A 16,329-nucleotide genomic window follows, 5' to 3' on the forward strand; every position below is an offset into this window, starting at 1 on the left:
GATGCACGCCGGCATGGGCCGAACGGCCCCACGGGCAGGGACGGACGGCGAGGTTGGGGTGCGCTGCCTGGCCCTCCCGGCGGCCGTCGCGCCTCACGAGTATCGAAAGCAAGGCATTCCCGTGCGAAGTGAGGGAGAGAACCGGCGATGACAGCAACGACGACGGCCGGAACCCGGGCGCCCGAGGCCTGGCGTGGCTTCGCCGGCACGGCCTGGCGCGAGCGGATCGACGTGCGCGACTTCATCCAGGCCAACTACACGCCGTACGAGGGCGATTCCGCCTTTCTGGCCGGTCCCACGGACCGCACCCGAGCCGTGTGGGAGGCGGTCAGCGCCCTGTTCCCGGAAGAACGACGCCGGGGCGTCCTCGACGTGGACACCGCGACTCCGTCGACGATCACCTCGCACGCGCCCGGATACATCGACCGTGAGCGGGAGCTGATCGTCGGCCTGCAGACCGACGCCCCGCTGAAGCGGGCGATCATGCCGAACGGCGGCCTGCGAATGGTCGAAAGTGGGCTGAGGGCGTACGGGTACGAGCCTGACCCCTTCGTCACGCGCGTCTTCGGGACCTACCGCAAGACCCACAACGACGGTGTGTTCGACGCCTACACCGCCGAGATGAAGGCCGCCCGAAGGGCCGGGATCATCACCGGCCTGCCGGACGCCTACGGCCGGGGCCGGATCATCGGCGACTACCGGCGCGTCGCGCTGTACGGCACCGACCGGCTGACGGCGGCCAAGCGTGCCGAGAAGGCCCTGCTGGACGGCAGCCAGTCGACCGAGCACGTCATCCGCGACCGTGAGGAACTCGCCGAGCAGATAAGGGCGTTGGGCGAGCTGACGGAGATGGCGGCCACCTACGGCTGTGACGTCACCCGGCCCGCGACCACCGCCCACGAGGCGGTGCAGTGGCTCTACCTCGGCTATCTAGCCGCGGTGAAGGAGCAGAACGGCGCCGCGATGTCACTGGGCCGCACCTCCACCTTCCTGGACGTCTACCTCCAACGGGATCTCGACGAGGGGATCATCGACGAGTCCCGCGCCCAGGAACTGATCGACGACTTCGTGATCAAGCTGCGGATCGTCCGGTTCCTGCGCACCCCCGAGTACGACGCCCTCTTCTCCGGCGACCCGACCTGGGTGACCGAGTCCATCGGCGGCATCGGAAGCGACGGGCGCCCGCTGGTCACCCGTACCTCCTTCCGCTTCCTGCAGACGCTCTACAACCTCGGCCCCGCCCCGGAACCCAACCTGACCGTGCTGTGGTCGCCCCGGCTCCCCTCCGGTTTCAAGGAGTTCTGCGCCCAGGTGTCCATCGACACCAGCGCGGTCCAGTACGAGTCCGACGAGCTGACGCGGCCGTGCACGGGCGACGACACCGCGATCGCCTGCTGTGTCTCCGCTATGGCGGTCGGCAAGCAGATGCAGTTCTTCGGCGCCCGGGTCAATCTCGCCAAGGCGCTCCTGTACGCGGTCAACGGCGGCCGGGACGAGATGACCGGCGAGCAGATCGCTCCCGAGGCGCCCGCGCTGACCGGCGAGTACCTGGACTACGACCAGTTGTCGGCGGCCTACGACCACGTCCTCGACTGGCTTGCCCGCACCTACGTCAACACACTCAACGTCATCCACTACATGCACGACAAGTACGCCTACGAGCGCATCGAGATGGCCCTGCACGACCACCCGGTGCACCGCTTCATGGCCTGCGGCATCGCCGGACTCTCCGTCGCCGCCGACAGCCTGTCCGCCGTCAAGTACGCGCGGGTGAAGGTCTTCCGCGACGCCGACGGCCTCGCCGTCGACTTCCGCACCGAGGGCGACTTCCCGGCCTACGGCAACAACGACGACCGCGCCGACAGCATCGCCGTCGGCTTGGTCGGGGCCTTCATGGCGAAGGTGCGCGAGCACCCCGCCTACCGGGACGCCGAGCACACCCAGTCGGTGCTGACGATCACCTCGAACGTCGTCTACGGCAAGCACACCGGCAACACCCCCGACGGGCGCCGGGCCGGACAGCCCTTCGCCCCCGGCGCCAACCCCATGAACGGCCGCGACCGGCACGGCGTCGCCGCCTCCGCGCTGTCGGTCGCCAAACTCCCGTACGAGCAGGCCCGCGACGGCATCTCACTGACCACGACCATCACCCCGGAGGGGCTGGGACACGTGCCCGCGGAGCGCGCCGGCAACCTGGTCGGCATCCTCGACGCCTACACCGCCTCGGGCGGCTTCCACATGAACGTCAACGTCCTCGACCGGGCGACGCTCGAAGACGCGATGGAACACCCGGAGAAATACCCGGAGTTGACCATCCGGGTCTCCGGCTACGCCGTCAACTTCGTCCGCCTGACCCGTGAGCAACAGCTCGACGTGATCAGCCGCACCTTCCACGGAGCGTTGTGAACACCGCGACCAGGCCGGTGACGGGCCGGATCCACTCCTGGGACTTGTCCACCGGCGTGGACGGCCCCGGGACCCGGTTCGTCCTGTTCGTCAGTGGCTGCCCACTGCGCTGCCTGTACTGCGCCAACCCCGACACCTGGCACATGCGCGACGGCAAGGAGACGACCGTCGACGAGGTGATGGCGGAGATCGAGAAGTACCGCGCCTTCCTCACCACGGCCGGGGGAGGGGTGACGCTCACCGGCGGTGAACCGCTGCTCCAGTCCGCCTTCACCGGCGAGATCCTGCGCCGCTGCAAGGAAGCCGGGCTGCACACCGCCCTGGACACCTCGGGGTTCCTGGGCTCCCGCGCCACCGACGGACTCCTCGCCGACACCGACCTGGTCCTGCTCGACATCAAGGCCTTCGACGTCACCACCTACCGGAAACTGACCGGCGGCCGGCTTGCCCCCACCCTGTCCTTCGCCACCCGCCTCGACCGGCTCGGCGTCCCGATGTGGATCCGCTACGTCCTGGTCCCCGGCTGGACCGACGACCCGGAAACCGTCGACGGCCTCGCCCGGTTCGTCGCCGGCCTGGGACACGTCGACCGGGTGGACGTCCTGCCGTTCCACAAGCTGGGCGCCGCGAAGTACGAGGCCCTCGGCATCCCCTTCCCGCTGCGCGACACCCCCGCCCCCGATCCCGCGCTGACCGAACGGGTGCGGGAGCAGTTCAGGGAACAGGGTGTTGCGGCCCACTGAGCGCGGCCCCACTCGTTGTACGCGGCCACGGCGGTCGACAGTGTCCGGGAGATCAGGCCGGTGCCGACGGACTCCGCCAGGCCGTACGCGTCCAGCTCGCCCCGCAGGTCCTGCTTCACGCGGGCGAGGGCGAAGACGACGCCCCGGTCGGTCAGTTCGCCACGCAGCGAGTCGACGGCATCCAGGGCGCTGATGTCGACCTCCACGTTGGCCTCGGCGTTGAGGACGAACCAGCGGACCGGGCCTTCCTGTTCGCCGACTTCGTCGACGGCGGCCAGGGCCCGGTGGCGGAAGTCCTCCGCGTTGGCGAAGAAGAGGGGCGAGTCGTAGCGGTAGACCACCAATCCCGGGGATCGTCCGGGCCTGCGGGCAGTCGTCCACGTCGTGCATGCCGGGCACCGCGCCCTCGACCGCGTCGTGCGGGCGCGCGACCCGGGTCAGCAGCATGGACGGGCGGGGAACCGCGAGGAGCCGGGCCGTTCCGAGGGACATCCGGGCCCGCGTCCCGCCGCCCAACAGGCCCTCGGAATGGGGCCGTTCAGCCCTCTGGTCCCGGACCTTCGGCATCGGGCGACGCGCCCTCCGTGCCACGAGAGTAAGTGGTGTCAGGCACCGCCCCGACCGTCCCCGAAGGGATCACCACCATGGCCGTGCACGAGCACCCTCACCGGCGCCCGGGCTTCCACCTGCCGTCCCTGCGCAGGAACCGGACCGCCTCCGCCTCCGAGTCCGCCGTGTCGGCACGCACCGACACGCACACCGCGCAGGCCTACGTCCTCGCCTCCCTGCGCCTGCTCACCGGGTTCGTCTTCCTGTGGGCCTTCCTCGACAAGACCTTCGGCTTCGGGTATGCCACTCAGTCCGGCAAGGGCTGGATCGACGGCGGCTCACCCACCCAGGGCTTCCTGGGCAACGTGGCCGTCGGGCCGATGGAGTCCACGTTCCACTCCTGGGCCGGGGACACCTGGGCGAACTGGCTGTTCATGCTCGGCCTGCTCGGCATCGGCCTCGCCCTGGTCAGCGGCATCGCGCTGCGGCTTGCCGCCGTCGCGGGCACCGTGATGATGGCGCTGATGTGGATCGCCGAATGGCCGCCGGCCAAGCACCTGTCCGACGGGTCGCTGAGCATGTCGACCAACCCGTTCACCGACTACCACCTCATTTACGCCGTCGTCCTCATCGCCCTCGCGGCGGCCGGTGCTGGCGTCACCTGGGGCCTCGGCAAGCAGTGGACCAAGCTCCCGTTCGTCAGCCGCAACCGCTGGCTGCACTGACCGCGGGAGGGACGGCGGGGCCTGGAAGGGCCCCGCCGCTCCGTGCCGCCCGCAGGTCCCCGGCTGGGGCCGGTCGGCCCCAGCCGGGGACCTGCGACCCCTGTCCCTCGCACTCCCTTGAAACGACGCTGGAATCGGGTTCCCCGATTCAGGAGGTAGAGATCATGTCGCGCACTGTCACCGTCGGCCTCGACGGCTCGTCCGAAAGCCGCGCCGCCGCCGAATGGGCGGCCCGTGAAGCCGCACTGCGCGGACTGCCGCTGAAGATCGTCCACGTCTGGGAGCCGGCCCCGGCGCCCATGGCGCAGGCCCCGCTCCTCGGCGCCGAGACACAGCAGCACTGGAGCGAACGGATTCCCCGCGAGTCCGCCGAGGGGCTGCGGCTGCGCCACCCCGGGGTCGAGATCATCGCGGAACAGATTCCCGGCGGGGCCGCCGAGGTCCTCTCGCGGCTGCCGCAGGACACCGAACTGCTCGTCCTGGGCTCCCGCGGCCTGAGCGGGATCGGCGGATTCATGGTCGGCTCCGTCGCCATGAGCGTCGTGGCGCACGCCACCCAGCCCGTGGTCCTGGTCCGGGCCGGCGAACAGGCCGCCGACGAGCACGAGTTGGACCCGGCGGGCATTCCGTCCGCCGCCGCTCCCTTCCGGCCCGTCGTCCTCGGCCTGGACACCGACAGCCCCGACGACTCCGTCATCGAGTTCGCCTTCGCCGAGGCCGCCCGACGCCACACCTCCCTGCGGGTCGTCCACGGCTGGAACCCGCCGCCCTACTACGCCTACGGCCTCTCCGCCGACCTCGAACTCCACAACGAGCTGAGCCGGCAGCAGGCCGACGCCCTGGCCGAGGTCATGCGCCCGTGGCGGCAGAAGTTCCCCGCCGTCGTGGCCACCGAGGAGTCCCGCTTCGGCCAGGCCGCCAACCACCTGGTCGACGCCTCCCACGAGGCATCCCTCGTCGTCGTGGGCCGCCGCATCCGCCGCAACCCCTTCGGCGTGCACATCGGCCCCGTCACCCACTCCGTCCTGCATCACGCCACCGCCCCCGTCGCCGTCGTCGCGCACGGCTGACCCACCCCGAGGAGCAGACATCATGAAGGCAGCGGTCGTACGGGCGTTCGGTGAGCCCCTGGTCATCGAGGAACGCCCCGACCCCGAGCCGGGCCCCGGCCAGGTCCGGGTCCGTGTGGAGGCCTCCGGGCTGTGCCACACCGACATCCACGCCGCCCACGGCGACTGGCCGGTCAAGCCGAACCCGCCGTTCGTGCCCGGCCACGAGGGCGTCGGCCTCGTCGAGAAGCTCGGTGACGGCGTCACCCACCTCTCCGTCGGGCAGCGGGTCGCCGTGCCCTGGCTGGGGAAGGCGTGCGGGCGGTGCGAGCACTGCCTGTCCGGTTGGGAGACGCTGTGCGAGCAGCAGATCAACACCGGGTACGGGTGCGACGGCGGGTACGCCGAGAAGATGCTCGCCTGGGCCGACTTCGCCCAGCCGGTGCCCGACGGAATCAGCGCCCTGGAGGCCGCCCCGCTGACCTGCGCCGGCGTCACCACGTACAAGGCGCTCAAGGTCGCGGAGGTCAGGCCCTCGCAGCTGGTCGCCGTCTCCGGTGTCGGCGGGCTCGGTCACCTGGCCGTGCAGTACGCGAAGATCGCCGGGGCGACCGTGGCGGCGATCGACGTCAGCGACGAGAAGCTCCGGCTCGCGGCGGAACTCGGCGCGGACATCGTGATCGACGCCCGCAAGGAGGACGTCGGCGCGGTGCTCCAGCAGCACGGCGGGGCGCACGCGGCCATCGCGCTCGCGGTGAACGAGGCGGCGTTCGCGTCCGTCAACTCCGGGCTGCGGCGCGGCGGAAAGCTCGTCATGGTGGCTCTTCCGGCGCACGGCACGATCCAGGTCCCGATCTTCGACACCGTCCTGCGCGGCACCTCGGTCATCGGGTCGATCGTCGGTACCCGGCAGGACCTCGCGGAGGTCTTCCAGCTGCACGCGGCCGGCCGCACCAGGGTCATCTACGAGACGCGTTCCCTCGCGACCGTCAACGAGTCCATGGAGGACGTCCTGCGCGGCTCGGTCAAGGCCCGCATCGTCTTCGATCTGGGCGCGGGGAAGTGACGAGGATGACCAGGCCCATGACGGACCTGCCCCTGGTGGTGGGCGTCGACGGTTCCGAACAGAGCTACGGGGCCGTCGACTGGGCGGCGGACGAGGCCGCCCTGCGCGGAGTGCCCCTGCGGCTGGTGTACGCCTCGCTGTGGGAACGGTACGAGGGCGGCGCCCTGGCCCACGACCTCGGCAGGACCACCGAGCAGATCCTGGCCGACACCATCGTCGAGGCCGCGGCCGAGCGCGCTCACCGCCGTCAGGCGGACGTGAAGGTCACCACCGAGGTGCTGCCCGAAGGACCCGTGACCGTACTCCTGCGCGAGGGACGCGACGCCTCGGCGCTCGTCCTGGGGACACGCGGTCGCAGCGGCATCACCGAGCTGCTGCTCGGCTCGGTGAGCCTCGCGGTCGCCGGCCGCGCCGAGTGCCCGGTGATCGTGGTGGGCTGCGGCCCCGAGCGCCGACCCAGGATCCGGGCCGAGCAGCGCGTCGTGCTTGGCGTCGGCGCCGAGCCGAACCCGGCCGCCGTGGACTTCGCCTTCCGGGCGGCGGCCGACCGGGACGCGACGCTGCGCGCCGTACGGGCCTGGCGGTGCCCGGCACACGAGACCGTCGACCACCCCCTGCTCACCGGTGAGCCCGCCCGGCTGCACGAGCAGCAGGCCGCGGAGGTCCTGGAGGAAGCGCTGCGCGACGCCGCCGCGGAGCATCCGTCGGTGCGGGTGCGCCGCCAGACCGTCGAAGGACCGGCGCGCAAGGTACTGGTGGAGGCCTCGGCCACCGCCGATCTCCTGGTCGTCGGCGCCCGTCGACGGCATGGGCATCACGGACTCCAGCTCGGCCGGGTCGCCCACGCGGCCCTGCACCACTCCGCCTGCCCCGTCGCCGTCGTGCCCCAGCGGGCGTGAGGACTGCGGCCGGCTCAGAGACCCGCCGCGTGATCGGGGACGTACGTCTGCAGATCACGCGGCGGGCGCTCGTACCCGGTCGACGGCGGCCGGTGCGGCAGTTCCAGCACCGGCGGCGGGACCTCGTGATAGGGGACCGTGCTCAGCAGGTGGGCGATCATGTTGAGGCGGGCCCGGCGCTTGTCGTCGCTCTCGACGACGTACCAGGGCGCCTCCGAGATGTCCGTGTGGACCAGCATCTCGTCCTTGGCCCGGGAGTACGCCTCCCAGCGGGTGATCGACTCCAGGTCCATCGGCGAGAGCTTCCAGCGCCGGGTCGGGTCCTTGAGACGCTGGCGGAACCGCTCCTGCTGGACGGCGTCGCTCACCGAGAACCAGTACTTGCGCAGCAGGATGCCCGCCTCGATCAGCATCCGCTCGAAGATCGGGCACTGGCGGAGGAAGAGCTGGTACTCCTCCTTCGTACAGAAGCCCATGACGTGCTCGACACCGGCCCGGTTGTACCAGCTGCGGTCGAACAGCACGATCTCCCCGGCCGCGGGCAGCTGCTCGACGTACCGCTGGAAGTACCACTGAGTGCGCTGGCGCTCGGTCGGCTTCGGCAGGGCGGCGATGCGGGCCACTCGCGGATTGAGGTGTTCCGCGACACGCTTGATGGTGCCGCCCTTGCCCGCCGCGTCCCGGCCCTCGAACACGATCACCACCCGGGCGCCCTCCGCCCGGACCCACTCCTGAAGCTTCACCAGCTCCGTCTGCAGTCGCAGCAGCTCCGGCTCGTACACCTTGCGCGGCAGTGTCGCCGCCTTCTTGCCGGCCATGCCGCCTCCACCGTCCGAGACCCACGTCGATGACTCAGGGAGCCACGATGCCCAGCGTCGAACACCAGGACAGCAGCACCGTACTGACCGACGACGAACTGCGCACCCTGCACGCCCACTGGCGGGCTGCCAACTATCTCGCCGCCGGCCAGATCTACCTCATGTCCAACCCCCTGCTGACCGAGCCCCTCAGGCCCGAGCACATCAAGCCGCGGCTGCTCGGCCATTGGGGGACATCCCCCGGCCTCAACCTCGTGTACACCCATCTCAACCGGGTGATCAGGGCGCGCGGGCTGGACGCGCTGTGTATTTGGGGGCCGGGGCACGGGGGGCCGTCCGTGGTGGCCAACTCCTGGCTGGAGGGCAGCTACAGCGAGACGTACCCGGACGTCAGCCGGGACGCGGCGGGGATGGACCGGCTCTTCCGGCAGTTCTCGTTCCCCGGCGGGGTGCCCAGCCATGTGGCTCCGGAGACGCCCGGCTCGATCCACGAGGGCGGTGAACTCGGCTACTCGCTCGCGCACGCGTACGGGGCCGCGTACGACAACCCGGACCTGCTGGTCGCCTGCGTGATCGGTGACGGCGAGGCCGAGACCGGGCCGCTGGCCGCCGCATGGCACTCGAACAAGTTCCTCGACCTGGTCCACGACGGCGCGGTCCTGCCGATCCTGCACCTCAACGGCTACAAGATCGCCAATCCGACCGTGCTGTCCCGCCTCCCGGAGGCCGAACTCGACCAGCTGCTGCGGGGATACGGCCACATCCCGATCCATGTCACGGGCGACGACCCGATGCAGGTCCACCGCGCCATGGCCGCCGCCTTCGACCAGGCGCTGGAACACATCGCGCTGCTGCAGGCCTCGGCCCGCGAGGACGGCGTGGCCGAACGCGTCCACTGGCCCGTCATCGTGCTGCGCACCCCGAAGGGCTGGACCGGTCCGGCCGAGGTCGACGGCGTCCCGGTGGAGGGCACCTGGCGGGCGCACCAGGTGCCGCTGGCCGGAGTACGCGAAAACCCGGATCACCTGCGGCAGTTGGAAGCCTGGCTGCGCTCGTACCACCCCGAGGAACTCTTCGACGCCGACGGGCGGCCCACCGCCGACGTCCTCGCGTGCGTCCCGGAGGGCGCCAAGCGACTGGGCTCCACGCCCTACGCCAACGGCGGGCTGCTCGTCCGCGACCTGCCGATCCCGTCCCTCGACCTCTTCGCCGTGCCCGTCGACAAGCCGGGTGTCACCCTGCACGAGCCCACCCGCATCCTCGGCGATCTTCTCGAACAGGTCATGCACGACACGGCCGCGCGTCGCGACTTCCGTGTCGTCGGCCCCGACGAAACCGCCTCCAACCGGCTGCAGGCCGTCTTCAACGCGAGCGGCAAGGCATGGCAGGCCGAACACCTGCCGGTCGACGAACACCTCGACCGGCACGGCCGGGTGATGGAGATCCTCTCCGAACACACCTGCCAGGGCTGGCTGGAGGGCTATCTGCTCACCGGCAGGCACGGACTGTTCTCCTGCTACGAGGCCTTCGTCCACATCGTCGACTCGATGGTCAACCAGCACATCAAGTGGCTGCGGACATCGAGGGAGTTGGCGTGGCGGGCGCCCATCGCCTCCCTCAACTACCTGCTGACGTCGCACGTGTGGCGCCAGGACCACAACGGCTTCTCGCACCAGGACCCCGGCTTCGTCGACCACGTCCTCAACAAGAGTCCTGAGGTCGTACGGGTGTACCTGCCGCCGGACGCCAACACCCTGCTGTCGGTGGCCGACCATGCCCTGCGCAGCCGCGACTACGTCAACGTGATCGTCGCGGGCAAGCAGCCCTGCTTCGACTGGCTGTCCATGGACCAGGCCCGCGCCCACTGCGCGCGCGGCGCCGGGATCTGGGACTGGGCGGGCACCGAGAACGGCGGCGAACCGGACGTCGTGCTGGGCTGCGCCGGCGACGTCCCGACACAGGAAGTCCTCGCCGCCGCGCAGCTGTTGCGCAGGCATCTCCCCGAGCTCGCCGTGCGGGTCGTGAACGTCGTCGACCTGGCCCGGCTGCTGCCCCGCGAGGAACACCCGCACGGGATGAGCGACTTCGAGTACGACGGCCTGTTCACCACCGACAAGCCGGTGATCTTCGCCTACCACGGCTACCCCTGGCTGATCCACCGCCTCGCCTACCGCCGCACCGGCCACCACAACCTGCATGTCCGCGGCTACAAGGAGTCCGGCACCACGACCACGCCCTTCGACATGGTCGTCCGCAACGACCTCGACCGCTACCGCCTCGTCATGGACGTCATCGACCGCGTCCCGGGCCTCGCTGTACGCGCGGCGGCCGTACGGCAGCAGATGGCCGACGCCCGCACCCGCCACCACGCCTGGATCCGCGAGCACGGCACGGACCTGCCCGAGGTCGCCGACTGGAGCTGGAACGCCTGAGACACGCAAACAGCGGTACGGCTGGGCCCCGTAACTCTTGGGGGGACAGCCGTACCGCTCTTTGCGCTCCGCACCGACGATCGCCGTGACCGGGGACGACCGGCAGGACTTAGGGCCGACCGGCCCCCGGCCCGCCCCCGGTCAGCCCATGGGATCACCCGCCGATCAGCTGGATGCTCAAGGTGTCGAGAGGCTTGGAGGAGACCCGCGATGACGCACGACGTACTCGGCCGACCACCTGTCCACGCCCTGCTGTCGGACGGCACCACCGTGTGCATACGTTCCGTAACACCGGGGGATCACGATCAGCTGCAGGGGCTCTACGAGGAGATGTCCCCGGAGAACCTGCGTCTGCGGTTCTTCGCGGCGAGCCGGCGGTCGGCCGCCATGGCCGCCGACCGGGCCTGCGCGCCGGCACGAACCGGATACCGGGCCCTGCTGGCCGAGGCGACGGGCCAGGTGATCGGTCTCGCCGAGTACGACGCCGTCGGCGCCGACGACTCGGCCGAGATCTCCATCGCCGTCGCCGACGGACTGCACCACCGCGGGGTCGGCACACTCCTCGTCGAACACCTCGTCTCGGCGGCCCGGACGGAGGGCATCCGGACCTTCACGGCCGATGCGCTGAGCGAGAACCACGAGGTGCTCCGGCTCTTCACAGACCTGGGCCTGCACATCGACCGACGCCTCGACGGCCCCGAGACGAGCTGTGCCATCGCGCTCGACGAGGACGAGACCTACCTCTCGGCCGTCGAGGCGCGAGGCCGGACCGCCGACGTGGCCAGCCTGGAGCCGTTGCTGCGTCCGCACACGGTCGCCGTCGTCGGAGCGGGACGCAGGCCGGGGTCGGTGGGCCGGGCGGTTCTGCACCACCTGCACGCGGGTGGATTCACCGGGCGTCTGTTCGCGGTGAATCCCCGTGTCACCTCGATCCTTGGTGTGCCGTCCCATCCCTCCGTCGGCGCGCTGCCCAGAACCCCTGATCTCGTGATCGTGGCGGTGCCCGCCGCAGCCGTCGCGGCCACCGCCGAGGAGTGCGGCAAGGCGGGCGTGCGGGCGCTGCTCGTCGTCTCCGCGGGATTGGACAGCGCCCAGGCCGGGGCATTGCTGGCGGCCTGCCGGATGTACGGCATGCGTCTCGTCGGCCCCAACTGCCTGGGCATCTCCAACACCGAACCCGGACTGCGGCTCGACGCGACCTTCGCCGCCGAGCATCCGCGCCCGGGCACGGCGGGTGTCGCCGTGCAGTCCGGCGGCGTCGGCATCGCGCTGCTCGACGGACTGTCCCGGCTCGGCGTCGGCGTCTCGTCCTTCGCCTCCCTCGGCGACAAGTACGACGTCAGCGGCAACGACCTGCTCCAGTGGTGGGAGAGCGACGGCCGCACCGAGATCGCGTTGCTGCACCTGGAGTCGTTCGGCAATCCGCGGGCCTTCTCCCGTACCGCCCGCCGGGCGACCCGCCGTTTCCCCGTGCTGACCGTCGACGCGGGCCGCACCGACGCGGGTCGCCGCGCGGCAGCCTCGCACACCGCTGCCGCCGCCACCCGGACCATGACCCGGCAGGCCCTGTTCACCCAGGCCGGTATCACCGCGACCCGCTCGGTCGGCGAACTCCTCGAAACCGCAGCCCTGTTGCACTCCCAGCCGCTCCCGACGGGCACCCGCGTGGCCATCGTCACCAATGCGGGCGGCGCCGGCGTCCTCGCGGCCGACGCCTGCGCGGAGGCCGGGCTCGCTCTGCCGCCGTTCACCCCGGAGGCCGTCGACGACCTGCTCGCCGTACTGCCCGACGGCGCCGCCGTCGGCAACCCCGTAGACGCGACCGCAGCGGTGACGGAGGAGCAGCTCACCGAGTGCGTGGACCGGATCATGCGGTACCCGGGCATCGACGCCGTCCTGCTGGCCCTCGTTCCCACCGCGGTCGCCGCGGCGACCGGCGACGACCTGGTCCGAGCCGTGACCCGGAGCCCGGCACGCCGGGCGCGACCGGTCGCCGTGATACGCCTGGAACAGGGCGAGCCGGTCAGGCTGCTGCCCGCCGCCGACGGCGGCACGATCCCCTCGTACGCCGAACCCCAGGCGGCGGCACGGGCGTTGGCCCACGCCGCCCACCGCGCGGCCTGGCTGAGCCGGCCCGCCGGAACGATTCCGGACCTCGAAGACCTCGACTCCTCACGCGCCCACGAGGTCGCCGAAGCCTTCCTCGCCGCGCACCCGGACGGCGGCTGGCTCGACCCGCGCACCTGCGCCGACCTCCTCTCCTGCTACGGCATCCCCCAACTTCCCTGGGCCTGGGCCGGGACCGAGGACGAGGCCGTCGCCGCCGCGGACCGGCTGCGCGGCGCCGACGGACGGGTCGTCATGAAGGCCCACTGGCCAGGTCTGGTGCACAAGAGCGAGCAGCGCGCCGTCCACCTCGACCTCCAGGGCGACTCCCAAGTACGCGCCGCCTTCCGGGACTTCGAGACTCGCTTCGACGGACTGCTCACCGGCGTACTCGTACAACCGCTCGCCGCACGCGGCACCGAACTCTTCGCGGGCGTTGTCCAGGACGAGGTGTTCGGTCCGCTGGTCCTGTTCGGACTCGGCGGTACGGCCACCGAGGTGCTGGCCGACCATGCCGCCCGGCTCGCCCCCCTCACGGACCATGACGTACGAGACCTGATCACGGCCCCGCGCTGTGCGCCTCTGCTGTTCGGCACGCGCGGCGGCGGACCGGTCGATCTCGACGGCCTCGAACAACTGCTGTTGCGGCTGTCCCGCATGGCGAGTGACCTGCCACAGCTCGCCGAGGCCGACTTCAACCCCGTTCTCGCGACACCGGGAGGAGTCAGTGTGCTCGACGCACGGCTGCGACTGGTGCCGCGCAGGCCCCAGGACCCCTATCTGCGCCGACTTCGGTGAGGAAGGAAAAGTCATGAAGCACAACAAGGTCGGCTCCGTGATGACCGCCGAGGTCGTCCGGGCCACCTACGGCACCCCGTTCAAGGAGGTGGCGCGGCTCCTCGCCGACCACCGGATCAGCGGACTGCCCGTCGTCGACGATAACGATCACGTCATCGGCGTCATCTCCGAAACGGATCTGATGGCGCGGCAGGCGGCGACCCCGGACCCGTACGAACCGCCGAAGCGCCGCTTCGGGCTCGCCGGTCTGACGCGCGGCGCCAGGCGGCAGGCCGTGAAGGCGAAGGCCCGCACCGCAGGACACCTGATGACCGAGCCGCCTGTCGTCGCGCACGCCGACGACACGATCGTCCAGGCCGCCCGGACCATGGCGCAGCGGCGCGTGGAACGGCTGCCGGTGCTGGACGAGGAGAACCGGCTCGTCGGCATCGTCACCCGGCGTGACCTGCTCCAGGTCTTCCTGCGGCCCGACGCGGAGATCCGCACCGAGGTGATCGACGAAGTACTGGTCCACACGCTGTGGCTGGCGCCGAGCGGCGTCGACGTCTCCGTCACGGAAGGCGTCGTCACGCTGGCCGGCCACATGGAGCGCAAGACCGAGACCGAGATCGCTGTCTCAATGACCAAGCAGATCGACGGCGTGGTCGGCGTCGTCGACCAGCTCACCTACCGGCTGGACGACGCGCACCTGCGCCCCGACGAGCCGGCCGTGCACGGCGTGGCCGACGACTGGCTGCGCAAGCTCTGATGGGAAAGGAGGCGGATCGCCATGCCCAGCAGCGTGTTGGTCGCCTACGGAACGACGAACGGATCCACCGCGGAGATCGCCGAGGCCGTGGCCAAGGTTCTGCGCGAGGACGGACTGACGGTCGACGTACTGCCCGCCCTCTCCGTGGCGAGCGTGGCGTCGTACGAGGCCGTCGTGGTCGGAGGAGGCGTATACGCCGGGCGCTGGCAGAAGGACGCGCGCCGCTTCCTCCGCCACCACCGTCGTGCACTGACCGGACGCCCGCTGTGGATGTTCAGCAGTGGCCCGCTCGACGCCTCTGCCTCGGAACGGGACATCCCGCCCGTACCCGGGGTGAAGCGGGCCATGGTCCGGCTCGACGCCAGGGAACACGTCACCTTCGGGGGCTGCCTCGAAGAGGGCGCGAAGGGATTCATCGCCCGGAAGATCATCTCCTCCGGCAAGGGCGGAGACTTCCGGGACTTCACCGAGATCGAGGCGTGGGCGAAGCGCATCGCGGGTGAGTTGGGACGAGCGTAGAAGGGATGGTTCTGCCGGGCCCGCGCCGATAGGTCGGCGCGGGCCCGGCCTGTGGTCGCTTTCGAGCAGGAGGCTTACCAGGGCACCACGGCGACAGGGCACTCGGCATCCCGCAGAAGGGCCTGAGTGATGTCTGCCGACCCGCTGCCGGCACGTCGTCCGACCACCACGAGCGCGGCGCTCGCCGACTTGCGGATCAGGGCATGCGCCGGGGCGAACAGGACGACGTCTTCGAGCACCCGCACCCCGGGGTACTTCGCGCGCCACGGCCGCAGCACGTCGGCGAGCAACTGCACCTCGTGATCCTCCCAGGCGCCCCGGTCCTCCTCCGGTATGCCGAAGGGCAGTTCGGCGGCACAGGAGGGGAGGCTCCAGGCATGCGCGGCGTGCAGACGCACGTGCGTCGTCAGAGCGGCTTCGAAGGCGAAGTCGATGGCTGCCGCCGCCGGGTCACGAGCGTCCACGCCGAGCACGACCTCGTGTCGGCTGTGCCGCAGGGCTCCGAGGCCGGGGGCGTCCGGCACCAGCACGACGGGACAGGAGGACGCTCCGACGACGGCGAGAGCGGCCGACTCCCGTGCGGGACCGGCGGTACCGCCCTCTCCGGGCATGCCGAGGACGACCATCTTCGCCTTGCTCAGGATGTCGGGCCGCAGATGGTCGACAACCTGAAGCGGCAGTCCACGCAGTCGTGCCTCATGGCCGGCCCAGTCGGCCACCGCACCCTCGTGGTCCGATCGGTCGATACGGGCAACGATCGTCTGGTCCATGACGTCCGACTGTCCGGCACCAGGAGAGATACCGTCCTCGCAGGTCAGCCGAGCTCGACCGTGACCTCGGGAGGCTGCCGCAGCGTGTTGTGCACGGTGCAGTGGCCGACCACCGCGCGCAGCGCCTGCTGTTGGTCCGGGTTCAGTTCCACCGGCAGGAGGACGCGCATGCGTACGGCCGCGACCCGGGCGGGCCGGTCGTCGGCCATGGTGAAGTCGGCCTTGACACGAAGACGTTCGTACGCCAAGTGGTGGCGCTGGAGGAAGCGCCCCGCGTAGTAGGCCACGCAGGACGCCAGTGAGGCGACGAAGAACTCTACCGGGGTGGGCCCTTCGTTGTCGCCGCCGGCCTCGACCGGCTGGTCGACGGTGAGTTCGTGGTCGCGTACGAAGACCGCGAACGCCTGGTTCCTGAGCTGGGTGACCTCCACGCGTCCGGGGGGCTGCGCGACGGCTCGGCCGCGGCGCGGGACCTGTGAGTCGTGGGCGGGCGAGGTTTTGTTCATCACCGCACCTCCTGCGGTTGTTGCGGACTGCTCGGCTCTCAAGGGAGCCCGCATCTTCGTACTCTCATCGTCCGGCGACATCCCGCTGACGGAGATGGGCCGGTCGTCCCCCATGGGTGACGACCGGCCCTGGTGCAGGGGCGTTCGGGCATTCGGAGTGACCCGCACGCAGGGTGCACGGCGGGAACAGCGCGT

At 70.9% G+C, this 16,329-nt stretch carries 13 protein-coding genes and 1 pseudogene; 10 read left to right on the plus strand and 4 right to left on the minus strand.

Going from position 1 to position 16,329, the window contains the following annotated elements:
• Window positions 1–147: 147 nt before the first annotated feature.
• Together pflB and pflA are read left to right on the plus strand one after the other, a co-directional pair.
• On the plus strand, window positions 148–2,406 hold the full coding sequence (gene pflB, locus LUX31_RS31355; RefSeq protein WP_235478671.1) for a formate C-acetyltransferase: 2,259 nt from the start codon (window positions 148–150) through the stop codon (window positions 2,404–2,406).
• Window positions 2,403–3,149, plus strand: coding sequence for a pyruvate formate-lyase-activating protein (gene pflA, locus LUX31_RS31360; RefSeq protein WP_235478672.1), 747 nt, complete (start codon window positions 2,403–2,405; stop codon window positions 3,147–3,149). Before pflB ends, pflA begins: the two co-directional genes overlap by 4 nt.
• Here the strand turns inward: pflA and LUX31_RS31365 are convergent.
• Window positions 3,149–3,593, minus strand: a pseudogene (locus LUX31_RS31365) (STAS domain-containing protein); the annotation flags it as partial. The gene pflA and the pseudogene LUX31_RS31365 sit on opposite strands and share 1 nt — an antisense overlap.
• Window positions 3,594–3,793: 200 nt before the next feature.
• Here LUX31_RS31365 and LUX31_RS31370 point away from each other — a divergent pair.
• The 4 genes from LUX31_RS31370 (at window position 3,794) to LUX31_RS31385 (ending at window position 7,437) form a co-directional block, all read left to right on the plus strand.
• A complete protein-coding gene (locus tag LUX31_RS31370; protein WP_235480127.1) occupies window positions 3,794–4,423 on the plus strand; it encodes a DoxX family membrane protein in 630 nt (209 codons plus the stop codon).
• A gap of 164 nt (window positions 4,424–4,587) precedes the next feature.
• Window positions 4,588–5,493 (plus strand): universal stress protein, encoded by a 906-nt coding sequence (locus LUX31_RS31375; RefSeq protein WP_235478673.1) that lies wholly within the window; start codon window positions 4,588–4,590, stop codon window positions 5,491–5,493.
• 22 nt (window positions 5,494–5,515) lie between these two features.
• The gene (locus LUX31_RS31380; protein WP_235478674.1) at window positions 5,516–6,538 is read left to right on the plus strand and encodes a zinc-dependent alcohol dehydrogenase; all 1,023 of its coding nucleotides are present in this window, start codon (window positions 5,516–5,518) and stop codon (window positions 6,536–6,538) included.
• 17 nt (window positions 6,539–6,555) lie between these two features.
• Window positions 6,556–7,437: a universal stress protein gene (locus LUX31_RS31385; RefSeq protein WP_235478675.1), complete on the plus strand. Its 882-nt coding sequence runs from the start codon at window positions 6,556–6,558 to the stop codon at window positions 7,435–7,437.
• A 14-nt stretch (window positions 7,438–7,451) separates the two neighbouring features.
• Here LUX31_RS31385 and ppk2 read toward each other — a convergent pair whose 3' ends face one another.
• Window positions 7,452–8,255 carry a polyphosphate kinase 2 gene (gene ppk2 / locus LUX31_RS31390; RefSeq protein ID WP_235478676.1) on the minus strand — a complete coding sequence of 268 codons (804 nt, stop codon included), beginning with the start codon at window positions 8,253–8,255 and terminating at the stop codon, window positions 7,452–7,454.
• Between the two features lie 47 nt (window positions 8,256–8,302).
• On the opposite strand from ppk2, the gene LUX31_RS31395 reads away from it, so the two are divergent.
• The 4 genes from LUX31_RS31395 (at window position 8,303) to LUX31_RS31410 (ending at window position 14,858) form a co-directional block, all read left to right on the plus strand.
• Entirely contained in the window at window positions 8,303–10,687 is a 2,385-nt protein-coding gene (locus LUX31_RS31395; RefSeq protein WP_235478677.1) for a phosphoketolase family protein, read from the plus strand.
• A 210-nt stretch (window positions 10,688–10,897) separates the two neighbouring features.
• Window positions 10,898–13,591: a bifunctional acetate--CoA ligase family protein/GNAT family N-acetyltransferase gene (locus LUX31_RS31400; RefSeq protein WP_235478678.1), complete on the plus strand. Its 2,694-nt coding sequence runs from the start codon at window positions 10,898–10,900 to the stop codon at window positions 13,589–13,591.
• 13 nt (window positions 13,592–13,604) lie between these two features.
• Window positions 13,605–14,339: a CBS domain-containing protein gene (locus tag LUX31_RS31405; protein ID WP_235478679.1), complete on the plus strand. Its 735-nt coding sequence runs from the start codon at window positions 13,605–13,607 to the stop codon at window positions 14,337–14,339.
• Window positions 14,340–14,360: 21 nt separating this feature from the next.
• Window positions 14,361–14,858 (plus strand): flavodoxin domain-containing protein, encoded by a 498-nt coding sequence (locus LUX31_RS31410; RefSeq protein ID WP_235478680.1) that lies wholly within the window; start codon window positions 14,361–14,363, stop codon window positions 14,856–14,858.
• A gap of 74 nt (window positions 14,859–14,932) precedes the next feature.
• Here LUX31_RS31410 and LUX31_RS31415 read toward each other — a convergent pair whose 3' ends face one another.
• Together LUX31_RS31415 and LUX31_RS31420 are read right to left on the minus strand one after the other, a co-directional pair.
• A complete protein-coding gene (locus LUX31_RS31415; RefSeq protein ID WP_235478681.1) occupies window positions 14,933–15,628 on the minus strand; it encodes a universal stress protein in 696 nt (231 codons plus the stop codon).
• 44 nt (window positions 15,629–15,672) lie between these two features.
• Window positions 15,673–16,134, minus strand: coding sequence for an OsmC family protein (locus LUX31_RS31420; RefSeq protein ID WP_235478682.1), 462 nt, complete (start codon window positions 16,132–16,134; stop codon window positions 15,673–15,675).
• Between the last annotated feature and the right edge of the window lie 195 nt (window positions 16,135–16,329).

The organism is Streptomyces sp. GQFP (assembly GCF_021545335.1).
Classification (GTDB): domain Bacteria; phylum Actinomycetota; class Actinomycetes; order Streptomycetales; family Streptomycetaceae; genus Streptomyces.